Source organism: Blautia sp. HCP3S3_H10_2 (assembly GCF_052122375.1).
Lineage (GTDB): Bacteria > Bacillota > Clostridia > Lachnospirales > Lachnospiraceae > Blautia_A.
Genome location: NZ_JBQKCL010000020.1, coordinates 10,884 through 35,625, shown reverse-complemented (window position 1 = coordinate 35,625; position 24,742 = coordinate 10,884). Strand labels below are relative to the sequence as shown.

At 40.0% G+C, this 24,742-nt stretch carries 22 protein-coding genes; all 22 read left to right on the top strand.

Annotated elements, in window-relative coordinates; all coding sequences use genetic code 11:
• The first annotated feature begins 13 nt into the window (after nt 1-13).
• The 22 genes from ACTQWB_RS17300 to ACTQWB_RS17195 all read left to right on the top strand — a co-directional run bounded on the left by ACTQWB_RS17300 (nt 14) and on the right by ACTQWB_RS17195 (nt 24,732).
• Nucleotides 14-976: a DUF3991 and toprim domain-containing protein gene (locus ACTQWB_RS17300; RefSeq protein ID WP_441502717.1), complete on the top strand. Its 963-nt coding sequence runs from the start codon at nt 14-16 to the stop codon at nt 974-976.
• On the top strand, nt 973-1,392 hold the full coding sequence (locus ACTQWB_RS17295) for a DUF3846 domain-containing protein (protein ID WP_441502718.1): 420 nt from the start codon (nt 973-975) through the stop codon (nt 1,390-1,392). The genes ACTQWB_RS17300 and ACTQWB_RS17295 overlap by 4 nt, the downstream gene beginning before the upstream one ends.
• A gap of 135 nt (nt 1,393-1,527) precedes the next feature.
• Complete coding sequence (locus tag ACTQWB_RS17290; protein WP_087203228.1) at nt 1,528-1,686, top strand: DUF3789 domain-containing protein; 159 nt, start codon at nt 1,528-1,530, stop codon at nt 1,684-1,686.
• Entirely contained in the window at nt 1,649-1,990 is a 342-nt protein-coding gene (locus ACTQWB_RS17285; protein WP_002594670.1) for a plasmid mobilization protein, read from the top strand. Before ACTQWB_RS17290 ends, ACTQWB_RS17285 begins: the two co-directional genes overlap by 38 nt.
• A complete protein-coding gene (locus tag ACTQWB_RS17280; RefSeq protein WP_044681629.1) occupies nt 1,981-3,366 on the top strand; it encodes a relaxase/mobilization nuclease domain-containing protein in 1,386 nt (461 codons plus the stop codon). Before ACTQWB_RS17285 ends, ACTQWB_RS17280 begins: the two co-directional genes overlap by 10 nt.
• Nucleotides 3,350-4,144, top strand: coding sequence for a PcfB family protein (locus ACTQWB_RS17275; RefSeq protein WP_055215113.1), 795 nt, complete (start codon nt 3,350-3,352; stop codon nt 4,142-4,144). Before ACTQWB_RS17280 ends, ACTQWB_RS17275 begins: the two co-directional genes overlap by 17 nt.
• A 6-nt stretch (nt 4,145-4,150) precedes the next feature.
• Nucleotides 4,151-5,035, top strand: a complete 885-nt coding sequence (locus ACTQWB_RS17270; RefSeq protein WP_055215114.1) for a hypothetical protein — start codon at nt 4,151-4,153, stop codon at nt 5,033-5,035.
• A gap of 12 nt (nt 5,036-5,047) precedes the next feature.
• Nucleotides 5,048-5,251: a hypothetical protein gene (locus ACTQWB_RS17265; RefSeq protein ID WP_008789327.1), complete on the top strand. Its 204-nt coding sequence runs from the start codon at nt 5,048-5,050 to the stop codon at nt 5,249-5,251.
• Nucleotides 5,238-7,046, top strand: a complete 1,809-nt coding sequence (locus tag ACTQWB_RS17260; protein WP_441502719.1) for a VirD4-like conjugal transfer protein, CD1115 family — start codon at nt 5,238-5,240, stop codon at nt 7,044-7,046. The genes ACTQWB_RS17265 and ACTQWB_RS17260 overlap by 14 nt, the downstream gene beginning before the upstream one ends.
• 19 nt (nt 7,047-7,065) lie before the next feature.
• Nucleotides 7,066-7,428 (top strand): hypothetical protein, encoded by a 363-nt coding sequence (locus ACTQWB_RS17255; RefSeq protein ID WP_055215118.1) that lies wholly within the window; start codon nt 7,066-7,068, stop codon nt 7,426-7,428.
• A 73-nt stretch (nt 7,429-7,501) separates the two neighbouring features.
• Nucleotides 7,502-8,338, top strand: coding sequence for a hypothetical protein (locus ACTQWB_RS17250; RefSeq protein WP_002594677.1), 837 nt, complete (start codon nt 7,502-7,504; stop codon nt 8,336-8,338).
• Nucleotides 8,339-8,352: 14 nt separating this feature from the next.
• Nucleotides 8,353-8,490, top strand: coding sequence for a hypothetical protein (locus ACTQWB_RS17245; protein ID WP_017144064.1), 138 nt, complete (start codon nt 8,353-8,355; stop codon nt 8,488-8,490).
• The gene (locus ACTQWB_RS17240; RefSeq protein WP_118049505.1) at nt 8,474-8,842 is read left to right on the top strand and encodes a PrgI family protein; all 369 of its coding nucleotides are present in this window, start codon (nt 8,474-8,476) and stop codon (nt 8,840-8,842) included. Before ACTQWB_RS17245 ends, ACTQWB_RS17240 begins: the two co-directional genes overlap by 17 nt.
• Before the next feature lie 102 nt (nt 8,843-8,944).
• On the top strand, nt 8,945-9,595 hold the full coding sequence (locus ACTQWB_RS17235; RefSeq protein WP_055062743.1) for a hypothetical protein: 651 nt from the start codon (nt 8,945-8,947) through the stop codon (nt 9,593-9,595).
• Nucleotides 9,596-9,669: 74 nt separating this feature from the next.
• Nucleotides 9,670-12,000 carry a VirB4-like conjugal transfer ATPase, CD1110 family gene (locus tag ACTQWB_RS17230; protein WP_055062744.1) on the top strand — a complete coding sequence of 777 codons (2,331 nt, stop codon included), beginning with the start codon at nt 9,670-9,672 and terminating at the stop codon, nt 11,998-12,000.
• A 13-nt stretch (nt 12,001-12,013) separates the two neighbouring features.
• Nucleotides 12,014-12,415: a DUF6075 family protein gene (locus ACTQWB_RS17225; RefSeq protein WP_002594682.1), complete on the top strand. Its 402-nt coding sequence runs from the start codon at nt 12,014-12,016 to the stop codon at nt 12,413-12,415.
• Between the two features lie 6 nt (nt 12,416-12,421).
• Nucleotides 12,422-13,189 carry a class B sortase gene (gene srtB, locus ACTQWB_RS17220; RefSeq protein WP_055062745.1) on the top strand — a complete coding sequence of 256 codons (768 nt, stop codon included), beginning with the start codon at nt 12,422-12,424 and terminating at the stop codon, nt 13,187-13,189.
• 39 nt (nt 13,190-13,228) lie between these two features.
• A complete protein-coding gene (locus ACTQWB_RS17215) occupies nt 13,229-14,932 on the top strand; it encodes a lysozyme family protein (protein ID WP_441502720.1) in 1,704 nt (567 codons plus the stop codon).
• A gap of 220 nt (nt 14,933-15,152) precedes the next feature.
• Nucleotides 15,153-15,356, top strand: coding sequence for a helix-turn-helix domain-containing protein (locus ACTQWB_RS17210; RefSeq protein ID WP_055062747.1), 204 nt, complete (start codon nt 15,153-15,155; stop codon nt 15,354-15,356).
• 1 nt (nt 15,357) lies between these two features.
• The gene (locus ACTQWB_RS17205) at nt 15,358-18,099 is read left to right on the top strand and encodes a hypothetical protein (RefSeq protein ID WP_055062748.1); all 2,742 of its coding nucleotides are present in this window, start codon (nt 15,358-15,360) and stop codon (nt 18,097-18,099) included.
• 5 nt (nt 18,100-18,104) lie between these two features.
• On the top strand, nt 18,105-20,534 hold the full coding sequence (locus ACTQWB_RS17200) for a phosphoadenosine phosphosulfate reductase domain-containing protein (protein ID WP_081023751.1): 2,430 nt from the start codon (nt 18,105-18,107) through the stop codon (nt 20,532-20,534).
• Nucleotides 20,535-20,547: 13 nt separating this feature from the next.
• Nucleotides 20,548-24,732 carry a hypothetical protein gene (locus tag ACTQWB_RS17195; RefSeq protein ID WP_055062749.1) on the top strand — a complete coding sequence of 1,395 codons (4,185 nt, stop codon included), beginning with the start codon at nt 20,548-20,550 and terminating at the stop codon, nt 24,730-24,732.
• Nucleotides 24,733-24,742 lie beyond the last annotated feature (10 nt).

The window sequence follows — 24,742 nt, the reverse complement described above, 5'->3', positions numbered from 1 at the left end:
GGCGGTGGTCGATATGCCATTTATCGCACCTGAGTTAATCATTCAGGCGAAGCAGATGGACTTATTAACCTATCTGAGAAATTATGAACCGTATGAGCTGGTTAAGTTTTCAGGTAACACCTATTGCACCAGAACCCACGACAGTTTGAAGATTTCAAATGGGAAATGGATATGGTGGTCGAGAGGTATCGGTGGCAGGAGTGCTTTGGATTATCTGATTAAGGTCAAAGGGTACAGCTTCCTTGAAGCGGTGGAAACCATTATCGGACACACAGCGATTCAGGCTCCGGTCTATGAAAAGCCACAGCCAAAAGAGGAAAATAAACCGCTTCTTCTCCCTGAAAAATGTGCTTCCAACAGAGTGATTACAGAGTATCTTTTCGGGAGAGGAATAGATTTTGAAATCATCAATTACTGTATCTCTAATGACCTTATCTTTGAGAGTCTGCCGTATCACAATGTTGTGTTTGTAGGCTATGACGAGAAGAAAGAGCCGAAATATGCAGCCTACCGTTCCACGAATAAGCGTAGGATTATGGGCGATTGCAGTGGCAGTAAAAAAGATTATTCTTTTCGGCTTGGTAAGGAAAACTTGGAGGAAGTACACCTCTTTGAGTGTGCCATAGACCTGTTATCCTATGCCACGCTTGCGAAGTTGAACGGGCAGGGTTGGAAAGAAATGAGCTTTGTTTCGCTGTCCGGGGTGTATTCTCCGGCAAAGAAAATTGAGGACAGCAAAGTACCGATTGCACTGGAAAAGTATCTTGACAGTAATCCATCTGTCAGGAAAATCCGTATCCATTTTGACAATGATATAGCGGGCAGAAAGGCAGCACAGACCTTAAAAACCATTCTGCCGGATAAGTATGAAATCGTTGATGAACCACCAAAAGCAGGTAAGGACTTCAACGATTTTCTTTGTATGCGGATGGGAATTTACAATAAAAAAACACACGAAAGGAATGAAGAACGATGAATGATACAAAGATTAAAGTTCTCTTGGTAGAACCGGAAAAGTACCCGAAGGAAATTGTAATCGACGACACTCTGGAAGCAATGCAGGAGGTTATCGGAGGGGATATTGAGGAATATATGCCCTTTGATGATGACGTTGCAATCATCTGTAATGAGGAAGGAAAGATGAGAGGACTTCCGCTTAATCGTGCTGTTTATGTGCAGGACAACGATAAGAAAGAGATGGTTGATATTATCTGCGGCAAGTTCTTTATCTGTTATGCACCGCCTGAGAGTGAGAGCTTTCAGAGCTTGCCGGACGATATGATGAAGAAGTATAAGGAACAGTTCAAGTATCCTGAACGCTTTTCTAAGGATGTGGGCGGCAATATCGTGGCTGAACCTTTTAAGCCGAAATCAAAGGATTATGAGAGATAGTAGCCTGAGAACGGGGCAACCCGGAGGAGATGTTTATTCTTAGCGAGCAGACCATTTGGATAAACACAGTTTCCCAAACGGTAAAAGGCTCGTTAGGGGTTGCCCCTAATACCCCGTGAGAAAGGAGAACTTGATTTGAGAGAGTTATTACTTATTGCCGCCGGAACACTGCTCGGCAGTTGTCTTGGCGTTACGATGATGTGCTTATTCCAGATTAACAAAGATTGCAGAGTAAAGAGAAAGGAAGATACCGATTATGAGAAAGAGAAACATTCAGAAGATTGTACGCTTTAACCGCAAGGAAGCACAGGACTTGGCAGCAAAGGCAAAGAAGGCTTGTCTTTCCGAAGCAGGACTTATCCGTTTACTTATCAGAGGTTACGAGCCGAAAGAGAAACCCGATGACCGCTTCTATGATGTGATGAGAGAACTGTCCTCTATCGGTAATAACATCAATCAGCTTGCGGCTAAAGCGAATACACTTGGTTTCATTGACGCACCTATGCTGAAGAATGAAGCTGCAAAGTGGAATAAGTTCCAGTCAGAGATTGAGAGGACATATCTTCGTCCAAATCAGAGCGAAATGAAATGGCAGTAACAAAGTTGTGGTCGGTAACAGAAAGGCTCGGTCAGGTCATTGACTATGCAACCAATCCCGAAAAGACTTCTGCAAATATCAAAAGGGAGTTTTCACCTGAACAGTATCAGGCTCTTGCTGATGTTATTGCTTATGCAAAAGATGAAGAAAAAACAGAGCGAGAATTTTATGTTGAGGGTATCAACTGTAATGTGGCGATTGCCCGTGACCAGTTCATAACGGTTAAGGAACAGTACCAAAAGACAGACGGTATCCAAGCCTATCACGGATATTTGAGTTTCAAGGAAACAGATATATCTCCTGAGATGGCACAGAAAATCGGAATGGAATTTGCAAATGAAGTGTGGGGGAAAAGATTTCAGGTTGTTGTGACAACCCATCTGAACACAAAGCACCTGCACTGTCATTTTGTCATCAACTCTATTTCTTTTGTCGATGGCAAACATTTGTGGGGAGAGGAAAAAGCGTGGTTCAAATTCCGAAAAGTTGCAGACAGAATTTGTGAGAAGTACGGACTTTACTATGACCCGAATCCGAACCGCAGTAAGCAGTCGGAGTATCTGACGATGAAAGAAAAGGCAGGTATGCCGACACGCTACTCGGTTGCAAAGGAAGCCATTGATTATGCTATCGACCACAGCAAGACCCTGAAAGAATTTCAGTTTGCTCTCAAGGAAATGGGATATGCCTATAACCTAAGTCCAAGCCGAAAATACTGGACGGTCATTCCAAAGGGATACGATAAGCCGATACGACTGAAAAATCTCGGAGCAGATTATACCAATGACCGGATTGTAGAGCGTATCAAAGAAAATCGTGACAGATGGGCAGAGATTGAGCCGTTCCAGAGGGCAACTTATAAACCAAGACAGTACCGTATGCAGACCAGAGGGCAGAAGCTGAAAAAGAAAGGCGGACTTTATGGGTTGTATCTGTATTACTGTTACAGACTCGGTTATCTGCCCAAGTATAAGAAACAGAATAACGCAAGGCTTCATTATCTTTTGAAAGATGATTTGATGAAGCTCGATAAGATTACTGATGAAGTAAGGCTGCTCGGACGAGAAAATATTTCCACGGACGAACAGCTTTTTTCATATAAGACTTCCTTAGAGGAGCAGATGAAAAATCTGATTGCCGGAAGAACACATCTCCGAAAAAAGATAAGAACAAATATTGATGATGGTCAGCTTCAGGCGGCAAAAGATGAAATCGCTTCTATCAATGGAGAATTGAAAAAACTCCGACGGGAAGTAAAACTCTGCGAGGATATTGCGGAGAGGTCAAAGGTTATGGAAGAAAACCTTGAGCATATCGAAACAGAGGAACAAAAACAGCAGAGAAAGGAGAAATCACGCTATGAACAACGGTGGTGACGCAGCAGAGCAGGTCGTTAGGCTTTCGCTTGAAGGATTTGAAGTCGCTGCAAGATTAAGCGGTTCGGCGGCGAAGAATATCGCATTGCTTTTGGTATCGGTTCTGAAGCAGGAACAAAAGACGAAGGGTAAAGCAAGGCTTACCAATATGATTAAGTCAGGCAAGGAGCTGAAAGTCTTTTCCATTCCGCAAAAGGATTTGAAGAAGTTTACCGAACAGGCAAAACGCTATGGTGTTCTTTATTGTGTCCTCAGAGATAAGAACACAAAGGGAGAGAACGCTCCGGTAGATATTATCGCAAGAGCAGAGGACGCTTCTAAAATTCAGCGTATCGTTGAAAGATTTGAACTTGGCAAAGTGGATAAGGCTTCGATTGTCAGTGAAGCAGAGAAAGCTATCGCAGACCGTGAAGCGGTTGAAAAAGAAAAGCCGACTAAATCCAAGAGTGAAATCATTATGGAAGAAGCGGTCAGAAATCCAATGCAGAAAGAGGAGCGAGCAAACGCAAACCCCTCAGTCGCCAAAACAGACAAAAGCCCTCTGTCAAGGCAAAACTTAGAGCCGGTAGAAACGCAATCTGATAAGGGTGTTGCAAAGCCAGTGGAAAAGCCATCGGTCAAAGAGAAACTTGACCGTTACAAGGCACAGGCAAAACAGCAAAAAGAAGCAGAGCGTAAAGAGCCGGAGGTTAAGAAAGACGGCAAGAAGCCGCAGCAGAAAAACGGTCAGACGTTACACCGTCAGCCGAAGAAGAAACCCAAAACAAAAGAGAGGTAATTCACTATGACAAATGATTTCAAACCCGCAAAGGCTGGCGGTAATCAGCCAAGATTATCCAAAGAGGAGTATGCAGAAAAGAAGCGAGCAGAAAAAGAAAAAGTCTATCAGATGATTGATGATGCTGCCCGTGAGATTGTGAGTGACCCTGAGAAGTTCAAGAACTTTCTTGATACGCAGAGTCGAATGGACAGATATTCCGCAGCAAATGCTCTCCTTATTTACAGTCAGTATCCGCAGGCGACACAGCTTAAAGATTTTGATGATTGGGGTAAGGACAATGTGAAGATTACCAAAGGGGCAAAGAGTATTTCTATCCTTGAACCAGTGGAATACACAAGAGCAGATGGTTCTCCGGGTATTTCCTACAATGTCAAAAAGGTATTTGATGTTACGCAGACAAATGGAAGAAAAGCTCCGGCAGTATCAGCAAACCGTGACCCGAAAGCACTTATCACGACAATGCTTGATGTATCTCCGGTGGAGGTTGCGGCAACCGATGAACTTCCGTATCCGAATATGGCAGCTTTCTATAATAATGAAAAGCAGACCTTGTATGTGAAGCGTAATGTGGGCGACAGCGTAGCAGTTGCTCAGTGTGTCGCTCAGGAACTTGGACACGCACAGCTTTCCATCAACAGCGAAAGTTACAGCCGCAGGGATATGGGCTTTCAGGCAGTGTGTATCGGATATATGATTTGCAAGAAGTATGGCGTAGATACACAGAATTTTGCAATTAACCGTATTCCGGAGGGACTGGCTTCCAAAGAGCCGAAAGAAATCCGTGCGGAGCTTTCCAAGACACGAAATGCAATGGCAGAAATTCACAGTCATATCTCTGATGAAATGTTCCGCAAGAAGCAGGAGCGTTCAAAGGACTATGAGAGATAACGGAGGGCAGATATGGAAAAAGAAAAACTCTACCACATTGCTTTGGACGATTATGAACACGGTGTTGTCATTCGCTCCTTAAACGATGAGAAAACAAAGTTGATGGAGGAAGGCAAGTCCGCAGACGCAGTAGACGACCTGCTTGTAAAAGTCGGAAATGCCCCATTGAAAAAGTTCAAAGTGATTGAAAGGAAACGCTCAGATGAAGCGAGATAATGACAGGCAGACTGCCATTATTTTATCCATTGTCGGTATCGTTCCGGTCATATGGTTGGCACTTCTGATTGCACCTTCCATAAGCGGAGGATTGCCGGAGATAGCAGCCAATCTTGCGACACTCTTTGATAATCCATTTTCCATAAAATTATGTGGGGACAGCCTGAAAACTGTCCTCATTTTACTTTTATGCTATGGAATGGGTATCGGGATTTATTTCTCAACAAGAAAGAATTACCGCAGACGAGAGGAACACGGTTCTGCCAAATGGGGCAATGTCAGAGCCATTGATAAAAAGTACCGACAAAAGCCGCTGTCAGAAAATAAGCTGATGACTCAGAATGTGTGCATTGGACTTAATGCCAAGAAGCACAGACGAAATCTGAATACGCTTGTGTGCGGTGGCTCCGGTGCAGGTAAGACAAGATTTTATGCAAAGCCTAATATTATGAACGCTGCAAGAAACAGCTATGTGATATTAGACCCGAAAGGGGAAATCCTGCGAGATACGGGACATCTTCTTGAGAAGAAAGGTTACGAAGTGCGTGTGCTTGATTTGATTTCAATGGAGAAAAGCCATTGTTACAATCCTTTTGTTTATTTGCAGAATGACAATGATGTGCAGAAGCTCGTAACCAATCTTTTTAAGAGTACCACTCCGAAAGGTTCACAGAGCAATGACCCATTTTGGGATACGGCAGCGTCAATGCTTCTGCTTGCACTTGTATTTTATCTGCATTATGAAGCACCGCCGGAAGAACAGAATTTTGCGATGGTAATGGAAATGCTCAGAGCCGGGGCGATTGAGGACGAGGACGACCCAAGTCCTTCTCCGCTTGATAATCTGTTTTCGGATTTGATGATAGATAATCCTGACCACATTGCTTTGAAGTATTACCACTCTTATCATTCCGGTTCTTCCAAAACATTAAAATCCATACAGATAACCCTTGCAGCAAGGCTTGAAAAGTTTAACTTGGAAAGTCTTGCTGCTCTTACTTCTGCCGATGAACTGGATTTGCAGTCACTCGGAGAGAAAAAGGTGGCACTGTTTGCACTGATACCGGATAACGACTCTAGTTTCAACTTCTTGGTATCCATTCTTTACACACAGCTTTTTCAGCAGTTATTTTATGCAGCCGACCATATCCACGGCGGTTGTCTGCCGATGCCTGTTCATTTTATGATGGACGAATTTGCCAATGTTTCACTGCCGGACGACTTCGACAAGATACTGTCGGTTATGCGTTCCCGTGGGGTATCGGTAAGCATCATCTTACAGAACTTGGCACAGCTTAAAGCCTTGTTTGAAAAACAGTGGGAGAGCATTGTGAGTAACTGCGATGAATTTCTTTACCTTGGTGGAAATGAGCAGTCAACCCATAAATATGTGTCGGAGCTGTTGGGCAAGGAAACCATTGATACCAACACGTTCGGAAAGAGTACCGGAAGAAGCGGTAATTATTCCACCAACTATCAGATTAGCGGCAGAGAGTTACTTACCCCTGATGAGGTGCGTATGCTCGATAATCAGTACGCTATTTTATTTATCCGTGGGGAAAGACCCATTATGGATTTCAAATATGACATTATGAAACACCCGAATGTGGCACTTACCACAGACGGAAAGGCAAGTCCTTATAAACACGGAGAAGTCACAAAAGATATTGCTTCGATTGCTATTTGGGACATTGACCCTGCAACACTTCCTGAAAAGGAAATGGAAGAAACGAACTGGGAACTTCTTTCCGATGAGGAGATGGAAGCTCTGTTCATAAAAAATCAAACAAATTAAATTTTGGAGGTATTCAACTATGATTATTTTTAAGAAAAAAGCAACTGACATTCAGGAAACAAAGAAACTGCCTATGACCGGAAAGGTTAAGAAAGGCTTCCGTGCTTACTGCACAATGGTCATTGTCGGTGCGTTGGCACTTGGAATGACAACGACTGCATTTGCAGCGAATGACCCGCTTACCGTAGTCAATAATCTGTCCGATTTTATCTTCGGACTTATCCGTGCCATCGGTATGATTTTGCTTGGCTTTGGTATCGTGCAGGTCGGTCTTTCACTCAAATCTCACGACCCTTCTCAGAGAGCCAATGGCTTCCTGACTCTTGCGGGTGGTGTCATTATCACTTTTGCGAAAGAAATCCTTACTCTTATCACAGGCTAAGATAAGAGTTACACAGTTATCGAGGGGTGTGCCAAGTTAAGGTACACCCCTTAATTGTAAGGAGGTGCTTTGAATGAGTGATAACTGGGTAGTTCAAAATCTTGAAAATGCCCTTGAAACTTGGAATGAAAAACTGTCGGAAATATGGACGCTCATCACAACTACACCGCAGAACTTTAAGGGCGGGAACATCTGGAAGGTTATCGTTGACATCAACGGTGCAGTTCAGGCTATCGGGCTTGCCTTGCTTGTATTATTCTTCGTGATAGGTATGGTAAAGACCTGCGGAAGTTTTACAGATGTGAAGAAACCGGAACACGCTTTAAAACTCTTTGTCCGTTTTGCACTGGCGAAAGGTGTTATCACATACGGAATGGAACTTATGCTTGCACTATTTAATATCGTGCAGGGTACGATTTCAACCATTATGAATGCTGCCGGATTTGGAACTCCGGAACAGACGACCTTGCCCGCAGAGATGGTAACGACCATAGAGGATTGCGGATTTTTCGAAAGTATCCCCTTGTGGGCGGTAACGCTTATCGGAGGATTATTTATCACGGTGCTGTCGTTTATTCTGATAATGACGGTGTACGGAAGATTTTTCAAACTGTATATGTACACAGCACTTGCACCGATACCGCTTTCCACATTTGCAGGAGAACCTACACAGAATGTCGGCAAGAGTTTTATCAAGAGCTATTGTGCAGTTCTGCTTGAAGGGGCAGTCATTGTACTTGCTTGTATTATTTTCTCTGTATTTGCTTCATCGCCGCCAGTAGTGAATCCTGATGCAGCAGCAGTTACGCAGGTGTGGGCATATATCGGGGAACTGGTATTTAATATGCTCGTTCTTGTCGGTGCAGTGAAAATGTCTGACCGTATTATCCGAGAGATGATGGGACTTTAAGGAGAGATTTTGAGATGAACCAAAGAGATTGTAAGAAATGTGTTTACTATGGCGGTAAACGGAAAGGCAAAGTCTTTTGCCTGAATGATAAATGCGTGAGGGAGAAAGACCGAAACCGCAGGAAAGGAAACAGATATGGAAGTAAAAATTAACCGAGAAATCAGAAATTATACAGAGTCAATGTTTTTTGGACTGTCGCTCAGACAGTTCATTTTTTCTGTTCTCGCTTGTGGCGTTGCGGTAGGACTGTATTTCTTGCTCAGACCGTATGTTGGCACGGAAACCGTATCGTGGGTGTGCATTTTGGGTGCTGCCCCGTTTGCGGCACTTGGATTTGTGAAGTATAACGGTATGACCGCAGAGAAAGCAATTTATGCGTGGATAAAGTCGGAGTTTTTAATGCCGAAGAAGTTGGTATTTCACTCCACCAATGTTTATTACGAACTGATGAAGCCAAGCATTGAACAGAAGCAGAAAGACCATTTCCGAGAATCTAAAACATAAAATGAGATTTAAGCTATTGACAGACAAGTGCTTTCTGAATATACTATAATGATTTAGCATTTGACTAGATGGGCGGCTTGGGAAGAAAGGAGAAATGTTAATATGTATAAGTATGTGGAAGACAAACAGTTTCTGAGCCGTATGCGTTCGTTATGTGGAGAAATAATGCAAGACCTTTGTCATACGCTTAAAGAAGAATATGATATTGGTGCTTCATTCTATCTCGTGGGTAGTGGTGCAAGAAACCTGATATTACAAAATGCTAATCGACCGATTGATTTGGATTATAATCTTGAAATTACAAAAATAGATGATTGGGAAGATTGCAAAGAAATCAAAGAATGTGTCAGAAAGGCTTTCAATATTGTTCTTAGAGAATATGGGTGGAGCGACTGCCAAGATTCTACCTCATCTTTGACAACGGAAAAGCGACACTTTAATCAGGGAAATAGTACAGAATTTTCAATGGATATTTGTATTGTCTGCGAGGATACAGACGGAAACTATCATCGTCTTATTCACGATAAGCGATATTTTCCAAACAGATATTTCTGGAATCAAGCACCCAATTCAAGAAACATTAGAGAGAAAGCGAAGTGTATCAAAGAAAAAGGAAAATGGATATCAGTTAGAGAGCAGTATCTGAGAATAAAAAATCAGTATTTGACTTCCAACGATTACAACCATTCCTCTTTCATTTGCTATATTGAAGCAGTCAATAATGTATATAATTCAAGAAAGCACTGGAACTAAATAAAACCAATTTGATGTATCGTCACTAAAATTAGTGGCGATATTTTTTACCATAAAGGAGGTTATGAGTTTTTATGATTAAGACTCTTACGAACCTGTTTAAACAGGATAAAGAAAAATTTGTTGTACCGAAAGGTGTGCAGGACGTTATTCCCGTGGCAGCTATCTTTGATGATGGCATTTTCAAAGTGGGAAAGGATAAATATTCAAAGACCTACCGCTTTACGGATATTAACTATGCAGTGGCAAGCCGTGAGGATAAGGAAGCGATGTTCCTTGAATATTCTGAACTTCTGAACTCTCTTGATAGTGGTGCAACGACAAAAATCACAATCAATAATCGTCGGCTCAACAGACTGGATTTTGAGCAGACAATTCTTATTCCGACAACCGGAGATAATCTGGATGAGTATCGAGAAGAATACAACAAAATGCTTCTTGATAAGGCAACGGGTGCAAACTCCATTGTTCAGGATAAGTATATTACCATTTCCATCAACAAAAAGAGTGTGGAGGACGCAAGAACTTATTTCGCCCGTGTCGGTGCAGATTTGATTGCTCACTTCGGCAGGCTCGGAAGTAAGTGTGTGGAGCTGGAAACAGACGAAAGACTTCGTATTTTCCACGACTTCTATCGTGTGGGAGAGGAAAGCTCTTTCCATTTTGATATTAAGGAAACAAGAAAAAAAGGACACGATTTTAAGGATTATATCTGTCCTGACACAATGGAATTTGAAAAGGACTATTTCAAGATGGGAAACCGTTATGGAAGAGTCCTTTTTCTTCGTGAATATGCGTCCTATATCAAAGACAGTATGGTAGCGGAACTTACGGATATGAACAGAAATCTGATGATGTCCATTGATATTGTTCCCGTTCCAACTGATGAAGCAGTAAAGGAAGCAGAGAACCGTCTGCTTGGTGTGGAAACCAATATCACAAACTGGCAGCGTAGGCAGAATGCCAATAACAACTTCTCTGCAACTGTTCCGTATGATATGGAGCAGCAGAAGAAAGAAATGAAAGAGTTCCTCGATGACCTTACGACCCGTGACCAGAGAATGATGTTCGCTGTTATCACAATGGTTATTACAGCAGACAGTAAGGAACAGCTTGAGAATGATACGGAAGCATTGCTTACCACAGCAAGAAAACATCTTTGCCAGTTTGCAACACTGAGATTTCAGCAGGTAGATGGACTCAACACGGTAATGCCGTTTGGAACAAGAAAGATTGATGCGTTCAGAACACTTACAACAGAGAGCCTTTCGGTATTTATCCCATTCAGGGTGCAGGATATTTTCCACGAGAACGGTATCTATTACGGTCAGAATGTTATCAGCAAAAATATGATTATCGCAGACCGTAAGCAGCTTTTGAATGGTAACTCCTTTATTCTCGGTGTATCTGGTGGCGGTAAGTCATTTGCGGCAAAGGGAGAAATCATCAATCAGGTGCTTTCTTCAGATGCGGATATTATCATCATCGACCCTGAACGAGAGTATTCACAGCTTGTCAATGCGATGGGCGGAGAAGTAATCAATATTTCTGCTACTTCCGACAATCACATCAATGCAATGGATATGAATAAGGATTACGGCGACGGTGCAAACCCTGTCATTTTGAAATCCGAGTTTATTATGTCCCTTTGTGAACAGCTTATCGGCGGAACAAATCTCGGAGCAAAGCAGAAGTCTATCATTGACCGTTGCACGGCAAGCGTGTACCGCAGTTATCAGCAGAATGATTATCAGGGACATATACCGACCTTGCAGGATTTCAGGGCAGAACTTTTGCAGCAGGACGAACCGGAAGCAAAGGAACTGGCACTTGCTATTGAGCTTTTTACGCATGGTTCTCTGAACACTTTTGCAAAGCAGACGAATGTGGATACCAATAACCGCCTTATCTGCTATGACATTCTTGACTTGGGTAAACAGCTTATGCCGATTGGTATGCTTGTTGTCCTTGACTCTATCCTGAACCGTATCACACAGAACCGTGCAAAGGGTAAGAATACCTTTATCTTCATTGATGAGATTTATCTTCTGTTCCAGCACGAATACTCTGCAAACTTTCTCTTTACCTTGTGGAAGCGTGTGAGAAAATACGGTGCATACGCAAGCGGAATTACCCAGAACGTCGATGACCTTTTGCAGAGCCACACAGCGAGAACAATGCTTGCAAACTCAGAGTTTATCATTATGCTGAATCAGGCTTCCACAGACAGGCTTGAGCTTGCAAAACTTCTGAATATTTCCGACCTTCAGATGTCTTATATCACGAATGTGGAAGCAGGACACGGACTTATCAAGGTGGGAAGCTCGCTTGTACCGTTTGCAAACAAATTCCCTAAGAACACGAAACTTTATAAACTGATGACGACCAAGCCGGGCGAAGCGTAAGGAGGGATTTACAATGTCTAAAATTCAATTTCGCAATGCTGCACACAGAGATTTTGTATTAGAAAATTTGGATAAGTGCAAAGTCAACGACTGCTATCACAGAGCATTTTTCTATGTGATGGGTATTTCAGAAGAAACGAGAATGAATATCGGAAAGATGTTTGATTTCAAGAGGGACTGTATCATACCGGAAGGTATGCATGGCGGTTGGCAGACCAGTGGCACAGTCAAGGTCTGCCACCTTGCCTTTAATCTCTGGAATGGATTTACGGAAGAAGGCAGGGAAAATCTCTATACACCGGAGGAACTGTTCTGTTGTGGATATGCTCCGTATTTCATGGAGGGTATCAAGTTGAGGTATCCGGAGTATTGCAGAGATTTGACTCCACCTAAGAGAAACGATATGGAAAGGTAAGAGAAAATGAGCAGAAAAATCTATATTATTATTGCGATGGTGTTTACGGTAGTGTTGTCTGTAAGCACCTTCTTTATTATCCGTAATCACATTGACTCTGCCAAGCAGAATGAAGTCTATGATAACCTTGCGGAGATTGTGGAGGACGAGCCGCCAAAGGAAAATGAGGGAGTGACGTTTTCGGAAGATAAGGACTATCTTGCGGAATATCTTGAACTCTATCGGCAGAATGAGGATATGGTGGGGTGGATAAAGGTTGAGGATACCAATATCAACTATCCGGTCGTGCAGTCTGTAAATGAGCCGAACTTTTACCTGAAGCACAAGTTTGATAAGACCGATTCCGCTTATGGCTGTCCATATGTGCAGGAAAATTGTGATGTGCAGAAACCTTCAGATAACATCATTATATACGGACACCATATGAATGACGGCTCGATGTTTACGGGACTGATGAAGTACAGAAACAAGAGCTTTTGGGAAGGTCATAAGATGATTACCTTTGATACACTGACGGACAGACACCAGTATGAAGTGATTGCAGTCTTTAAGACGGTTGTTTATACAAACAGCTCTGACAGCTTTAAGTATTATGAGTTTACGGACGCAGAAAATGCGGCAGAGTTTGATGCGTATGTTGCCAAGTGCAAGGAACTTTCTCTGTATGATACCGGAGTATCGGCAGAGTATGGCGACAAGCTTATTTCTCTTTCTACTTGTGAATATTCAAGAAACAATGGCAGGCTTGTTGTTGTCGCTAAGAGAGTGGATTAAACCCCACTCTCTATTATTTTTCGAGAAAGGAGGAAACCGATGGCTGATATAAAAACAAGAGATACAAGCAAAGGTGCAATCAAGACCATAAATAAGGCAGCAGTTGCAACGGAGCGAATGAAGAAAGCCTATGTGATGACGAAAGATAAGGCAGAACATTCCACGAATGCTTCGGAAAATTCCGCAGAGGAATATGCTTCCGATAAAATCGAAGTGGCAACGGATAGGGCTGTTCACGAAACTGCATACCGTGCGGATAAAGTTGGCAGATGGGGTGTGCGTGAAACAAGGCAGAATTATCAGAAAGCCAAAACGGGGATTGAGAATTTTAAGACCAAGCGTGCAGAGAAGCAGCTTCAAAAACAATCGGTCAATCCTGTCGGAAAACAGAGCATCCGAACTCTGGAGAGTACGGAGAAAACAATTAAACAGTCTGCAAGGTCGGCAGGAAATACGACAGTCAAGACCGTATCGAAAGGTGCAACCAATACTGTTCAGAGGTCGGTCAAGACCGCAGAACAAACGGCAAAGACTTCTATTAAGACCACAAAAGAAGCTGCCATTATAGCACAGAAAACAGCAAAAACAACAGCCAAAGCAACACAGAAAGCGGCTCAGACGGCAAAGAAAGCGGCGAAAGCCACAGCAGATACCGTCAAAGCCACAGCGAAAGCTACTGTTGCGACAGTCAAAGCGATTATTGCAGGGACAAAAGCACTTGTAGCAGCAATCGCCGCAGGCGGTTGGATAGCGGTGCTGATTATTATGATTGTTGTGTTGTTTGGTGCTGCCGTAGCAATGTTCGGAGGAGGGAGTGACAGTAATTCCTATACTCCGGTAAGTGCAGAGGTAGAAGCCTATGAACCCATCATACAGAAGTATGCCAAAGAGTACGGCATTCCTGAGTATGTAGAACTTATCAAGGCGGTTATGATGCAGGAAAGCGGCGGCAGAGGACTTGACCCTATGCAGGCAGCAGAGGGAAGTTTCAATACAAGGTATCCGCACGAACCTAATGGAATTAAAGACCCTGAATATTCTATCCAGTGTGGAGTTCAGGAATTGAAAGCGGCTCTTACTTCGGCAGAAGTGGAAAGTCCGATAGATATGGAGCATATCAAACTTGCCTTGCAAGGCTACAACTTCGGTAATGGGTATATTTCTTGGGCAAAAACGAATTACGGCGGTTATTCTTATGCCAATGCAGTGGAGTTTTCCACTCAGCAGGCACAAAGGCTTGGTTGGGACAGTTATGGAGATACCCAATATCCGGCTCACGTTCTGAGGTACTATCCGTATGGGCGAGCCTTTACTGCCGGAGGTAATCAGGCGATTGTTGAGGTTGCCTTGACACAGCTAGGCAATCAGGGCGGACAACCTTACTGGAGTTGGTACGGCTTTAACAGTCGAGTGGAATGGTGTGCCTGCTTCGTATCTTGGTGTGCTGACCAATGCGGGTATATTGAAAGCGGACTTGTTCCGAAATTTGCAGGTTGCGTGGATGGTGCAAACTGGTTTAAGTCAAATGGGAAATGGCAAGACCGCACTTATGAACCAAAGGTAGGAGATATTATCTTCTTTGATTGGGAAGGCGACGGTACAACAGACCACGTTGGTATTGTAGAGAAATGTGAGAATGGCACAGTTTATACCGTAGAGGGCAACTCAGGCGACGCCTGCAAGCAAAGACAGTACACAGTCGGAAGCAGCAATATCTATGGATACGGTATTCCGGCATATTAAAAATTCCAGACGGTGTCTGGAAAATTGAAAAGATGGCTGCTCAGTTGAGTAGCCATCGGGTACATAGGGATTGAATAATAGGTGTTTGTAAAAAGTGACAACTATAGCTTGAAATGAGGCGTTGCAACACACACATCTTGAAAAAATGAACATGATGTGATAAAATAGTATCCGTGTAACTGTAACTAAGAATGAAGTGTACAGCAAAGGAGCGTTACAGATGAAAATAAGCTATAATAAGCTTCGTAAACTTATGATTGATAATCAGATGAATAGACAGGATTTAATGCGTGCAGCAGATATTTCATCATCTGTTGCAACAAAGTTTAATAAAGATGAAACGGTATCTATGGAAGTGCTGATGAGGATTTGTAAGGTGTTCCATTGTGATATCGGGGATATTTGTCAAATTATAGAGGATTGATATGACAGTTCGGATAGGATGGGACGAGTATGAAGTAGCATTGTTGATAGATGCTTGTAACAGAATTCGTGACAATAAAATTGATAAAGCAGAGTGCGTACATAAATTATCAAATTTGCTTAGACAACGTGCAAAGGCAAATGGGATTAACATAGATGAAGTGTTTCGCAATGAAAACGGAATTGCACTTCAGATGACAAAAATGGAGTATCTCTTGACAGATGGGAAAAAAGGATTACCGGGAGCTAGTAAGTTATATATTGAAATGGCAAAAATGAGCAAATTAAATTCAGATGAATTTGAGAAAATACTCATACTTGCAAAAGAACAAATAGGATACAAGGAGGCTATGAATAATATGAATACAAGAGAAAAATTTATTCAATGGCTTTCATCTAATCCAATAAGCAAATATAGTTCTAATACAATAGTTAATGCACTTGATGAAGGTTCGGAGTATTGCTGCTCTCGTAGCTTGAGTAAAGTGAGCTTTTGGGATATGAATAATAAAAATGAATTTATAACCGTTGCATCAAAGCTCCTTGGAATGAAAATATATAGGTTGATGCATAAAAAGACAGCAATTGTTCTTGATAAAGCAGTACCTTTATATAAGAAATTTTTGCAGCAAAGCGAAAAGAGGTCTGGCATAAAGATTCCTGATGTAGAAATCTCAACAGAGGGTTCAGGCGACAATGTTGAAGCTAAAGATAACCAAAGTTCGGACAGTAAATATTCTCAAATCTATCAGAAACTTTATTATATTTCCAAGGTATACGATGACCCCAATGGAATGACTTTAGAAAAAATAATGTCCATGTTAGGCAATGGTACTGATGAGGAATTGGTAATAAGTATTCTAAATGATGTATCTTGGGCAACAAAATTGGCGGATGATATTTATTCGTTTGGGAAAAATGCCAATTCAGTTTTACGGGAACAGGTACAACCATATAAGATAGAAGAAAAGGACATAGTTACAGATGGTCAATTTTTCGACTTTTTGTATAATTATGAGAAAATGGCAGAAGCTTCGTGCCGAAGTTATGTTTCAGCAATAAGAACAGCCGAGGAATATGCAAAAAATCATAATTATGCCTCGCACATGATTTATGATTGTGGTTTTGAAGACGCATCAACGCTGATTCGAGAGCTCATGGGAGATAATGAGTTTCTGGAGTTTAATGCTAAGCAGCATAACCGATTTAGAGCAGCATTTAAGAAATACTTAAAAATGGGAGGTCAACTTCCTGCAAAAGAAAGAAAATCTTTATCAGTGAAAAAAACATCACTTCCGGTTGCTAATGAGATTGAAAAAGTACAGCCGAAAGATTTTGATAAGTCAAAATTTGAAATCACTCTTTTAAGACGATACCGCAACGGAATGCAATTTGATTCTATTGATTTTGAAAATTTCAGAGAAATGTATGATGCACTTTTTGATGAAACTCTCACTTTTGATGATGAAGCCTTGGAAGAAAGATTGCGTTATTGTGGAGTGCTATATAAAGACAGACTTTTTCCTGCTGAGGGAATAATTGATAACAACACAAAGGAAACTTTGTTTGCATACATTGATAACTGCTTCTCTACTGGAAAGTCGGTGCTTTATTATAAGGCGATTTATCAGGATTTATCAGATGCTTTTGCAAGTTGTTTTACACTGGCAGACGAAAAAATGTTGAAAGCTTATATTGAGTATTCGGCTGAGAAAGATAAATATTATTATTTTTCAGATTATATGTCGGTTGATAGAAATGTAAAAATTGACCACACAGAGGAAATTGAAGAATATTTTCTTTCCGCCGGTAAACCAATGAGACTTGATGATGTTTTTAGCACATTATCACATATCCCACAAGAACGAGTTGACAGAATCATTAAAACGGATTCTCGATTTTTACGAAATTCTAAGGGCGAGTATTTTCATACAGATATTTTTGAAATCACTGATGATGAACTGGAGAATATTGCAGAGATTATTGAGGGTTTTATCAGTGAGGACGAATATGCAATTTGGACGAATGTCTGGAATATGATTCAAGATAAATTTCCATTATTTGTTGAAAATAATCTGTACCTTTCAGGTCTTGGAATTAGAAATGCAATCGAACAACGATTTAGCGGAAGGTTTCGTTTTGAAGGTGCTGTTATCAGCCTGCCAAAAGACAGTTTTTCTATGAGAGATGTATATCAGTTGTATGCTAAACATCATGCAGAGTTTACAGCAGACGAAATATATATACTTTCAAAAGAATTAGATACTGTAATTTATTTCGACGCTTTATCAGAAGTTTCAGTGCGAGTCAGTCACGATTTATTTGTCTCAAAAAAACGGATAAATTTTGATGTGGATTCAGTCGATAAAGTTATTGAGAGCTTTATGTCAAAGGATTACATCAGAATTCGTGAGATAGACTCTTTCCTTGCATTCCCATCTGTTGGATATGAATGGAATGAGTATATGTTAGAGAGCTTTTTGATTTCATATAGCAAAAAGTTTGTACTTTTGAATAATGGACAATCCCTGCACAATGTGGCAGGAGCTATTGTTAAAAAAGATGGAAAAATTAAAGAATTTGAGGATGCTTGTGCAGCAGTGCTTTCTGAAAGCCGAATTGAATTAAAGAAAAGCGAAGCACTGAATTATCTTGCAGATGTTAATATGATTACAAGGCGTAGTTATAAGGACTTAGATACTGCTATGCGGAAAGCAACACAAATTCGGAACAGGAAGGAATAAACAGGATGTATGCATACGAATGGGATAGTTCTACCGGTGGTTATATATTAACCCCAATGCCACTGGCATTTTCAAAGGAACCCAGACCCGTTTATTATAAAGAACTTGATATTTTAGGGTTTGATAAATATTGGGATTATGATAAAAATGACAGTTTCCCATATATGTGGGCAGAAGCCAATAATTATTATTATCGAGGAAGACTCGTTGCAAAAACCAAGGGAGGATCTCTTTATACACCTCCGGAATTAGTTCTTATTGAAGACCCGGAGCCGGAAGGTTATCCTCTTCGATTTGTTGATATACCTGCTATGGTCGATAAGAATCGACAGTTAATGGAGCAGCTTGTACAGGAAACTATAAAGAAAATATATAATACTTTTATTGAGTATCAAGACAAGGTGGATGTTTTTTATGTAGCTTTTTCTGGTGGTAAGGACAGTGTCGTTGCCTTGGATTTGGTTCAAAGAGCACTTCCTCATAACTGCTTTAAGGTGTTATTTGGGGATACTGGAATGGAATTCCCCGATACATATGAGACTGTTGAAAAAATAAAACAAATTTGTGCTGAAGAAAAAATTGAGTTTTTGCAGGCAAAATCAAAATTAAAACCTGAGAATACATGGCAAATCTTTGGACCGCCAGCTGTAACAATACGTTGGTGTTGTAGTGTGCATAAAACTACGCCGCAGATAATGCAACTTAGAGAAGTTTTACAAAAACCTGATTTTACTGGTATGGCATTCACTGGTGTTCGTGGAGATGAAAGCTTATCTAGAAGTGAGTATGATGCAATCAGTTATGGAGGTAAGCATTCTGGGCAATATAGCTGCCATCCTATTCTGGAATGGAACACGGCAGAACTTTTTCTATACATATATGAAAATGGCTTGACCTTTAATAATGCATATAAAAAAGGTAATACAAGAGCTGGCTGCCTTGTTTGTCCTATGTCTCAAGGGAAACATGATTACATGAAGTATAAAAATTATCCCGATGATACAGACTTGTTTATCAATAAAATAATAACTACTAGTGGAAAAAACTTCTCAAAGGAAAATTATGATAGGTTTGTCGAACAAGGATACTGGCGTACTAGAAAAAGTGGCAGAGAATTAAGTTTCGGTCATGATAAGCATGTGTTTGAAATAGTCAAGGGACAAAATGTTATAACTGTACAGAAAAAGAATGAATACTGGAAAGAATGGGCAAAGACTATTGGTCAGGTTACTAGTTTGGGGGATGGTGAATTTAGCATAGCATATGAAGGAAAATCTTATGCAATTCGTACTATAAGTACTCAAGAAGGTGGAGAGCAATTTACGTTTCCTAATATTGAAAATAGTAAATCAGATATAAAATTTTTGTCGCTTTTTAAGAGTGTGATTATAAAGAGCGTTTATTGTGTTAATTGTGGGTATTGTGCAGCCGAATGTAAAAGTGGTTGTATTGATATGGCAAATGGAGTGCATATTTCAAATCAGTGTAAGCATTGCTTTAGCTGCCACGATATATATTCTCATTGTTTGAGATATAACTCTATAAAAAATAGAATAGGAGCAAAGGTCATGACTGGACTTGATAGATATTATAGCTTTGGTATTAAAGAAAATTGGTTGAGAGTGTACTTTGACTATGAGGGAACGTCATCGTTTTGGAAATCAGATGGAGATGGCGAAGTACCAAATAAGAAAAAGGATGCATTTTTAAATTTTGTTAAAGATGCGGGATTGGTAGACGAAGATAAATCCTTGAAAGGAAAAGAGTATAAGTATATAAAATATAAACCGAACAAGTTCGCAGAAAAAATGTTTTCTCTTGGAGTAGATGATGAGAGTATGTGGGCTTATCTAATGTGTAACTTAGTATATGCAGAGGATTCAGAAGAGTTTAGATGGTTTATAAAGAATATACCTTTCAGTGAGACATCAACACCAGAGTCTATAAAACTTAGATTAGACGAAGTCATGGAAAATGATAAATCTGGTTTAGGAAAGAGAAATATTTGTGATGCACTTAAATCGTTTTTGATTAAGACACCGTTTGGAAAGCAACTTGGTCTTGGTAGTGTTATAGATTATGAAGAGAAAGTATCATCAAACGGAAGAGAAACTATTACATTGAATTATTTTGTTAGAGGTTCATGGAAAAATCCAGACGAAAAAGTGATACTATATGCACTTTATAAATTTGCTGAGGCATGCGGAAATTACAGACAGTTCACATTAACCAGATTACTTGATACATCTGTTGAAAGTGCTGGAATTAGTCCAACACAGATTTTTGGATTGAACCGAGAAACAATGGAGAAAATCCTGAATGGTCTTACATTTAATTATCCTGATTTGATTGAAGCAAGATTTACGCTTGGTCTGGATAATATTACACTCAAAAGTGATAAGACGGCTAATGAAATTTTAAACGAGCTGTTCTGAGGAGGAAAAGAGAATGAGTTACAGAGAGTATTTTGATATCGACCCGGAGTATTTTCCACAGGTAGATAAGAAAATAATAGAGGAACAGCCGGATTTGTGGAAAAAATTCTACCCACATCCTACATTCATTAAGCTATTGAAGTCAATGGTAGATGTTCTATCACGCAAGCAGAAATTATCGGTATGGGTTGACGGTGCATATGGCACAGGTAAATCTCATGCTGTTCTGACATTAAAGAAACTCATTGAGGCTTCAGACGAGGAAACAAACGCATACTTTGAGCGTTATAATCTTGATAATTTTCTTTGTCAAAAACTGATTGCACAGAAAAACGAAGGTAAAATTCTTGTTTGTCATCGTTATGGCTCATCTGATATTCAAAGTGATACGGATTTGGTTGTTGCTATTCAGGAAGGTGTAGAGAAAGCATTGGCTGATGCGGGAATTGAAAATGTAGCCAGTACTTCTTTGAAGAATTCGCTTATCAGATATTTTGAAGATGAAGAAAATAAGCAGAGTTTTGACATTTATGCTAAGGGTAAATATCAGACAGTGTTGAACGGAGATACTGCGGATAGTATTCTTGAAAAATTAAGAAATTTCAAGGAAGAAGCTTTGAATACTTTGGTTAAAAAAGTGTTTAAAGTTCCGGTTGTAAAGGGAAGCTTTTCCATGACTACAGGGGAACTTTGCGATTGGATACGTGAAATTATCGAAAAGAATAACCTTAAGGAACTTGTATTCATTTGGGATGAATTTTCAGAGTATTTTGAGAATAACATGCATCATCTTACTGGTTTTCAGCAAGTTGCAGAGCTTGCTGCTACGGCACCGTTCTGTCTTTTGATTGTTACACATAAAGCTGAAGGCTATTTTTCTGATGGAGACCCAGATAAGCGAAAAATCCTCGACAGATTTGTTTCGCCAATTCACATTTCATTGCCTGAAAATATAGCTTTTGAATTGATGCATGAGGCATTGAAGGTAACAGATGATGTTGATAAAGCTGCGAAATGGGAGAAGCACAGGAAAAGTTTAGAAGACCGTACTATGCAGAGCCGTTCTGCTGTAAGCAAAAAAATTGGTTTAACAGACAAAGATTTAAGTAATGTTTTACCGATTCATCCTTATGCAGCCCTTATATTGCAGCATATTTCGATTTACTACACATCTACAGCCCGTAGCATGTTCAATTTTATTAAGAATGATGAAGGCGAGGATGTTAAAGCATTTCAGTGGTTTATTGACAGATATGATTTTAGTTCTCAAAATCCATTTGTCACGATTGATATGTTATGGAATTTCTTTTATGAAACAGGCAGCCAGAAATTGGCTGATGGCATAAGAGAGGTTTTAAGCTGTTATACTCAGAAAATGGATAAGGAGCTTATGGAAGATGAAAAGCGTGTACTCAAGGTTATCTTGTTGCTTCAGGCTATATCTGAAAGAATGAGTGGAAACCGTGATATTTTTCTTCCAAACAACAAAAATTTGACACTTGCTTTCGAGGGCACTGACCTTGAATTTACGGCACAGAATATTGCAAAAAAACTTTTGAACGACCATGTAGTAACCAGAACGCCTTTGACTGGCGATGTATTCTCGTATTGCTGCAAAAACATGGGACCAAGTGTAGACCCGGGTCCGTTCATTGCTCAGGCTAAAGGTAAATCTACAAAAGATATGTCATTTATGGCAGGTAGTAATTTGCGTACTACTATTGAATTTACGGGTGCATTAAAGCTTCGTTATTCATTGGCATATGCTACGCTCTCAGATTTTGATAGTGAAATAAAAAAGGCAAACAATCCAAGTGCAACTAATAACAAACTTTATGCCGTTGCAACTATTGGCAGAGATTCGGCTGAAAGCGGTGCATTGAAGAAAAAGATAGAGAATTTCTTTGTGAATAATCCTGAATCAAATGCAATTGTAATCGATAGTTCAACATGTGTTCTCGGTGAAGGCGAGTATAATGAGTTTGTTGAAAACTATGCCATGTCTCTTGCAATCGGAAACAGCGATTTAGACCAGAGAAAGACATACGAGGGATATGCTATCGAGGTGCTTTCAAATTGGGCGAAGAGAATTAAATGCGGCGATTTCTATGTATACTCTCGCTATGCAACAAATGGAGAACGAGTGGCGAATATTCAGGATTTGTTTATCTATCTGCTTGATATAGATAAATTCCATTACCCACAATGTCTTGAGGGTGCTTATACAAGTGTTTTGAATACAATGTATGATGCCAATTCGTTGGGAAATGGTGCAACATGTGGTATTAACGAAGAAACAAAAGGGACATTCCGTTCCGGTAATGAAGCAACTAAACTTGAAAATGCTCTGAAGGGCGCATGGAAAGTTCCAGAATATTGGAATAACTCTCATTCTTATATTGCAGATTTGAAGAAAACGGTAGATGAGTTTATTAACGAAACTTTTAATAAAAGTGACCGTATTTCTATTGCTTCAATATATGAGATGCTGAAAGCAGAACCATACGGATTTATGCCTTGTAACCTGACGGCTTTTATTCTTGGATTTATTTTAAAGGAATACACGAAAGGCGTTTATTCTTACAGTGACAATTTAACAACAGTACCGTTAGATGCGGAAAAGCTTGCCAGTATGATTTCTGAAATTATTAAGCAGGACAACACGCCGGAAAAACGTTATAAAGATAAGTTTATCGTAACATTGACGGAAGAAGAACGTGCCTTTAACAAGGCTACATCAGTTGCTTTCGATATTCCAGAAATGTATTGTGTTTCTGTTACGGAAACAAGGTCACGAATCCGAGAACAGATGAAAGGTTTTTCCTTCCCTATTTGGGTAATCAAGTATGTGCTTGACGATAAGACTTTTAAGACAGATAAAGATGTCGTTTCAAAACTTATTGATAACTATTGTGGCATTGCGAATAACAAGAACATGGAAGGCGAGAAGTCTGATAATGACATTGCTCTTACTATTGGGAAATTATGCTTAGATAATGAGGGCGTTGTAGATGACTTGAAGAGTATACTCACAAAGGACAATTGCAAATCTGGTATGCTTGAGTATTTAAAATTATACGATGGAGGGAAACTTCCTGCTGTTGCTGAAAAAATCAATGACGGCGGTCAGTATATCAATCAGTTGCAATATAAATTCAGCTCAGATGCTGCCAATTGGGTATGGAATACAGATACAGTCAATGCAAAAATAGATGAGCTTATTTGTGAATATGAAATTATTGAAATAAGCAATGGTGTTTTATCTAAAAATGCAACCTATATGGAAGCGATTCGTGCATGGGTTGATAAGATTGGTCAGATTCGATTAGCTTATTCAATGATTAAAAATGAGCTTGGCGATAGCAAAGCATTTTATGAGATGCTTTACAACCTGTATAAGCAAAGAAATCTTCTTGATTCACAAAAGAAGCCATTTCTTGATTTACTTCGTGAGAATATAGAAAACTTTAAGTATTTTATGGGCTCACAGAGCAGTTTATTTATTAAAGCGTGTAGTTTCTATTTAGACGACCTTTCAGAGGAAGATGTTAAGTCCATTCTTGATGATGATACATATGGATTTGGAGGTTCTTATTTACTTGAGCGAGATAAGTATACCGGCAAGGTTCAAAAAGCAGTCGATTTATATAAGAATGCTCAGTTGTATACTCAACTCAAAAAGAAATGGAACGATTTGACCGATACTGATTCACCATATATGTGGTCGAATAAGTATCATATGCCTATCCTTGCCATGGTTCCCGATGATGAAGTCGCAACAGCAAGAAAGGTATTTGGAGCTATAAATTCTAAAACTAAAGATGAGAATACCATTACAACAGCACTAGACTATCTTGATAAAATGACCTATGTGCAGAAATTGAATAATAAAGAAGATAGAGATAAAGCATTTAGAGATGTTTTCCTTGAAGAGTTCTCTGAACTGTTTGATGATGTTGATGAAGTTAGAACTTACCTTCAGAACCATATCTCAGATTCGCCGTATCATTGGCTTGGAAATAAAGCGGTTACAGCAAAGATTAAGACGATGGCTAATGCAAAATATAATGAGTCAGGGTATGGAAAAGCAAAAAAAGTAATAGACGAAATGCCAGCTGAACAGGTAAAAGAATATCTGAAGAAAATGATAGAAGATAATTTTGTTGTTGGGTTGGAAATCATAAAGAAACAAAAGTGATTCGGAGGAT

What these genes read in the sequence shown, in the direction of transcription:
- ACTQWB_RS17300 (WP_441502717.1), top strand. Translation starts at nt 14, where the DNA reads ATGCCATTTATCGCACCTGAGTTAATCATTCAGGCGAAGCAGATGGAC.
- ACTQWB_RS17295 (WP_441502718.1), top strand. Translation starts at nt 973, where the DNA reads ATGAATGATACAAAGATTAAAGTTCTCTTGGTAGAACCGGAAAAGTAC.
- ACTQWB_RS17285 (WP_002594670.1), top strand. Translation starts at nt 1,649, where the DNA reads ATGAGAAAGAGAAACATTCAGAAGATTGTACGCTTTAACCGCAAGGAA.
- ACTQWB_RS17280 (WP_044681629.1), top strand. Translation starts at nt 1,981, where the DNA reads ATGGCAGTAACAAAGTTGTGGTCGGTAACAGAAAGGCTCGGTCAGGTC.
- ACTQWB_RS17275 (WP_055215113.1), top strand. Translation starts at nt 3,350, where the DNA reads ATGAACAACGGTGGTGACGCAGCAGAGCAGGTCGTTAGGCTTTCGCTT.
- ACTQWB_RS17270 (WP_055215114.1), top strand. Translation starts at nt 4,151, where the DNA reads ATGACAAATGATTTCAAACCCGCAAAGGCTGGCGGTAATCAGCCAAGA.
- ACTQWB_RS17265 (WP_008789327.1), top strand. Translation starts at nt 5,048, where the DNA reads ATGGAAAAAGAAAAACTCTACCACATTGCTTTGGACGATTATGAACAC.
- ACTQWB_RS17260 (WP_441502719.1), top strand. Translation starts at nt 5,238, where the DNA reads ATGAAGCGAGATAATGACAGGCAGACTGCCATTATTTTATCCATTGTC.
- ACTQWB_RS17255 (WP_055215118.1), top strand. Translation starts at nt 7,066, where the DNA reads ATGATTATTTTTAAGAAAAAAGCAACTGACATTCAGGAAACAAAGAAA.
- ACTQWB_RS17250 (WP_002594677.1), top strand. Translation starts at nt 7,502, where the DNA reads ATGAGTGATAACTGGGTAGTTCAAAATCTTGAAAATGCCCTTGAAACT.
- ACTQWB_RS17245 (WP_017144064.1), top strand. Translation starts at nt 8,353, where the DNA reads ATGAACCAAAGAGATTGTAAGAAATGTGTTTACTATGGCGGTAAACGG.
- ACTQWB_RS17240 (WP_118049505.1), top strand. Translation starts at nt 8,474, where the DNA reads ATGGAAGTAAAAATTAACCGAGAAATCAGAAATTATACAGAGTCAATG.
- ACTQWB_RS17235 (WP_055062743.1), top strand. Translation starts at nt 8,945, where the DNA reads ATGTATAAGTATGTGGAAGACAAACAGTTTCTGAGCCGTATGCGTTCG.
- ACTQWB_RS17230 (WP_055062744.1), top strand. Translation starts at nt 9,670, where the DNA reads ATGATTAAGACTCTTACGAACCTGTTTAAACAGGATAAAGAAAAATTT.
- ACTQWB_RS17225 (WP_002594682.1), top strand. Translation starts at nt 12,014, where the DNA reads ATGTCTAAAATTCAATTTCGCAATGCTGCACACAGAGATTTTGTATTA.
- srtB (WP_055062745.1), top strand. Translation starts at nt 12,422, where the DNA reads ATGAGCAGAAAAATCTATATTATTATTGCGATGGTGTTTACGGTAGTG.
- ACTQWB_RS17215 (WP_441502720.1), top strand. Translation starts at nt 13,229, where the DNA reads ATGGCTGATATAAAAACAAGAGATACAAGCAAAGGTGCAATCAAGACC.
- ACTQWB_RS17210 (WP_055062747.1), top strand. Translation starts at nt 15,153, where the DNA reads ATGAAAATAAGCTATAATAAGCTTCGTAAACTTATGATTGATAATCAG.
- ACTQWB_RS17205 (WP_055062748.1), top strand. Translation starts at nt 15,358, where the DNA reads ATGACAGTTCGGATAGGATGGGACGAGTATGAAGTAGCATTGTTGATA.
- ACTQWB_RS17200 (WP_081023751.1), top strand. Translation starts at nt 18,105, where the DNA reads ATGTATGCATACGAATGGGATAGTTCTACCGGTGGTTATATATTAACC.
- ACTQWB_RS17195 (WP_055062749.1), top strand. Translation starts at nt 20,548, where the DNA reads ATGAGTTACAGAGAGTATTTTGATATCGACCCGGAGTATTTTCCACAG.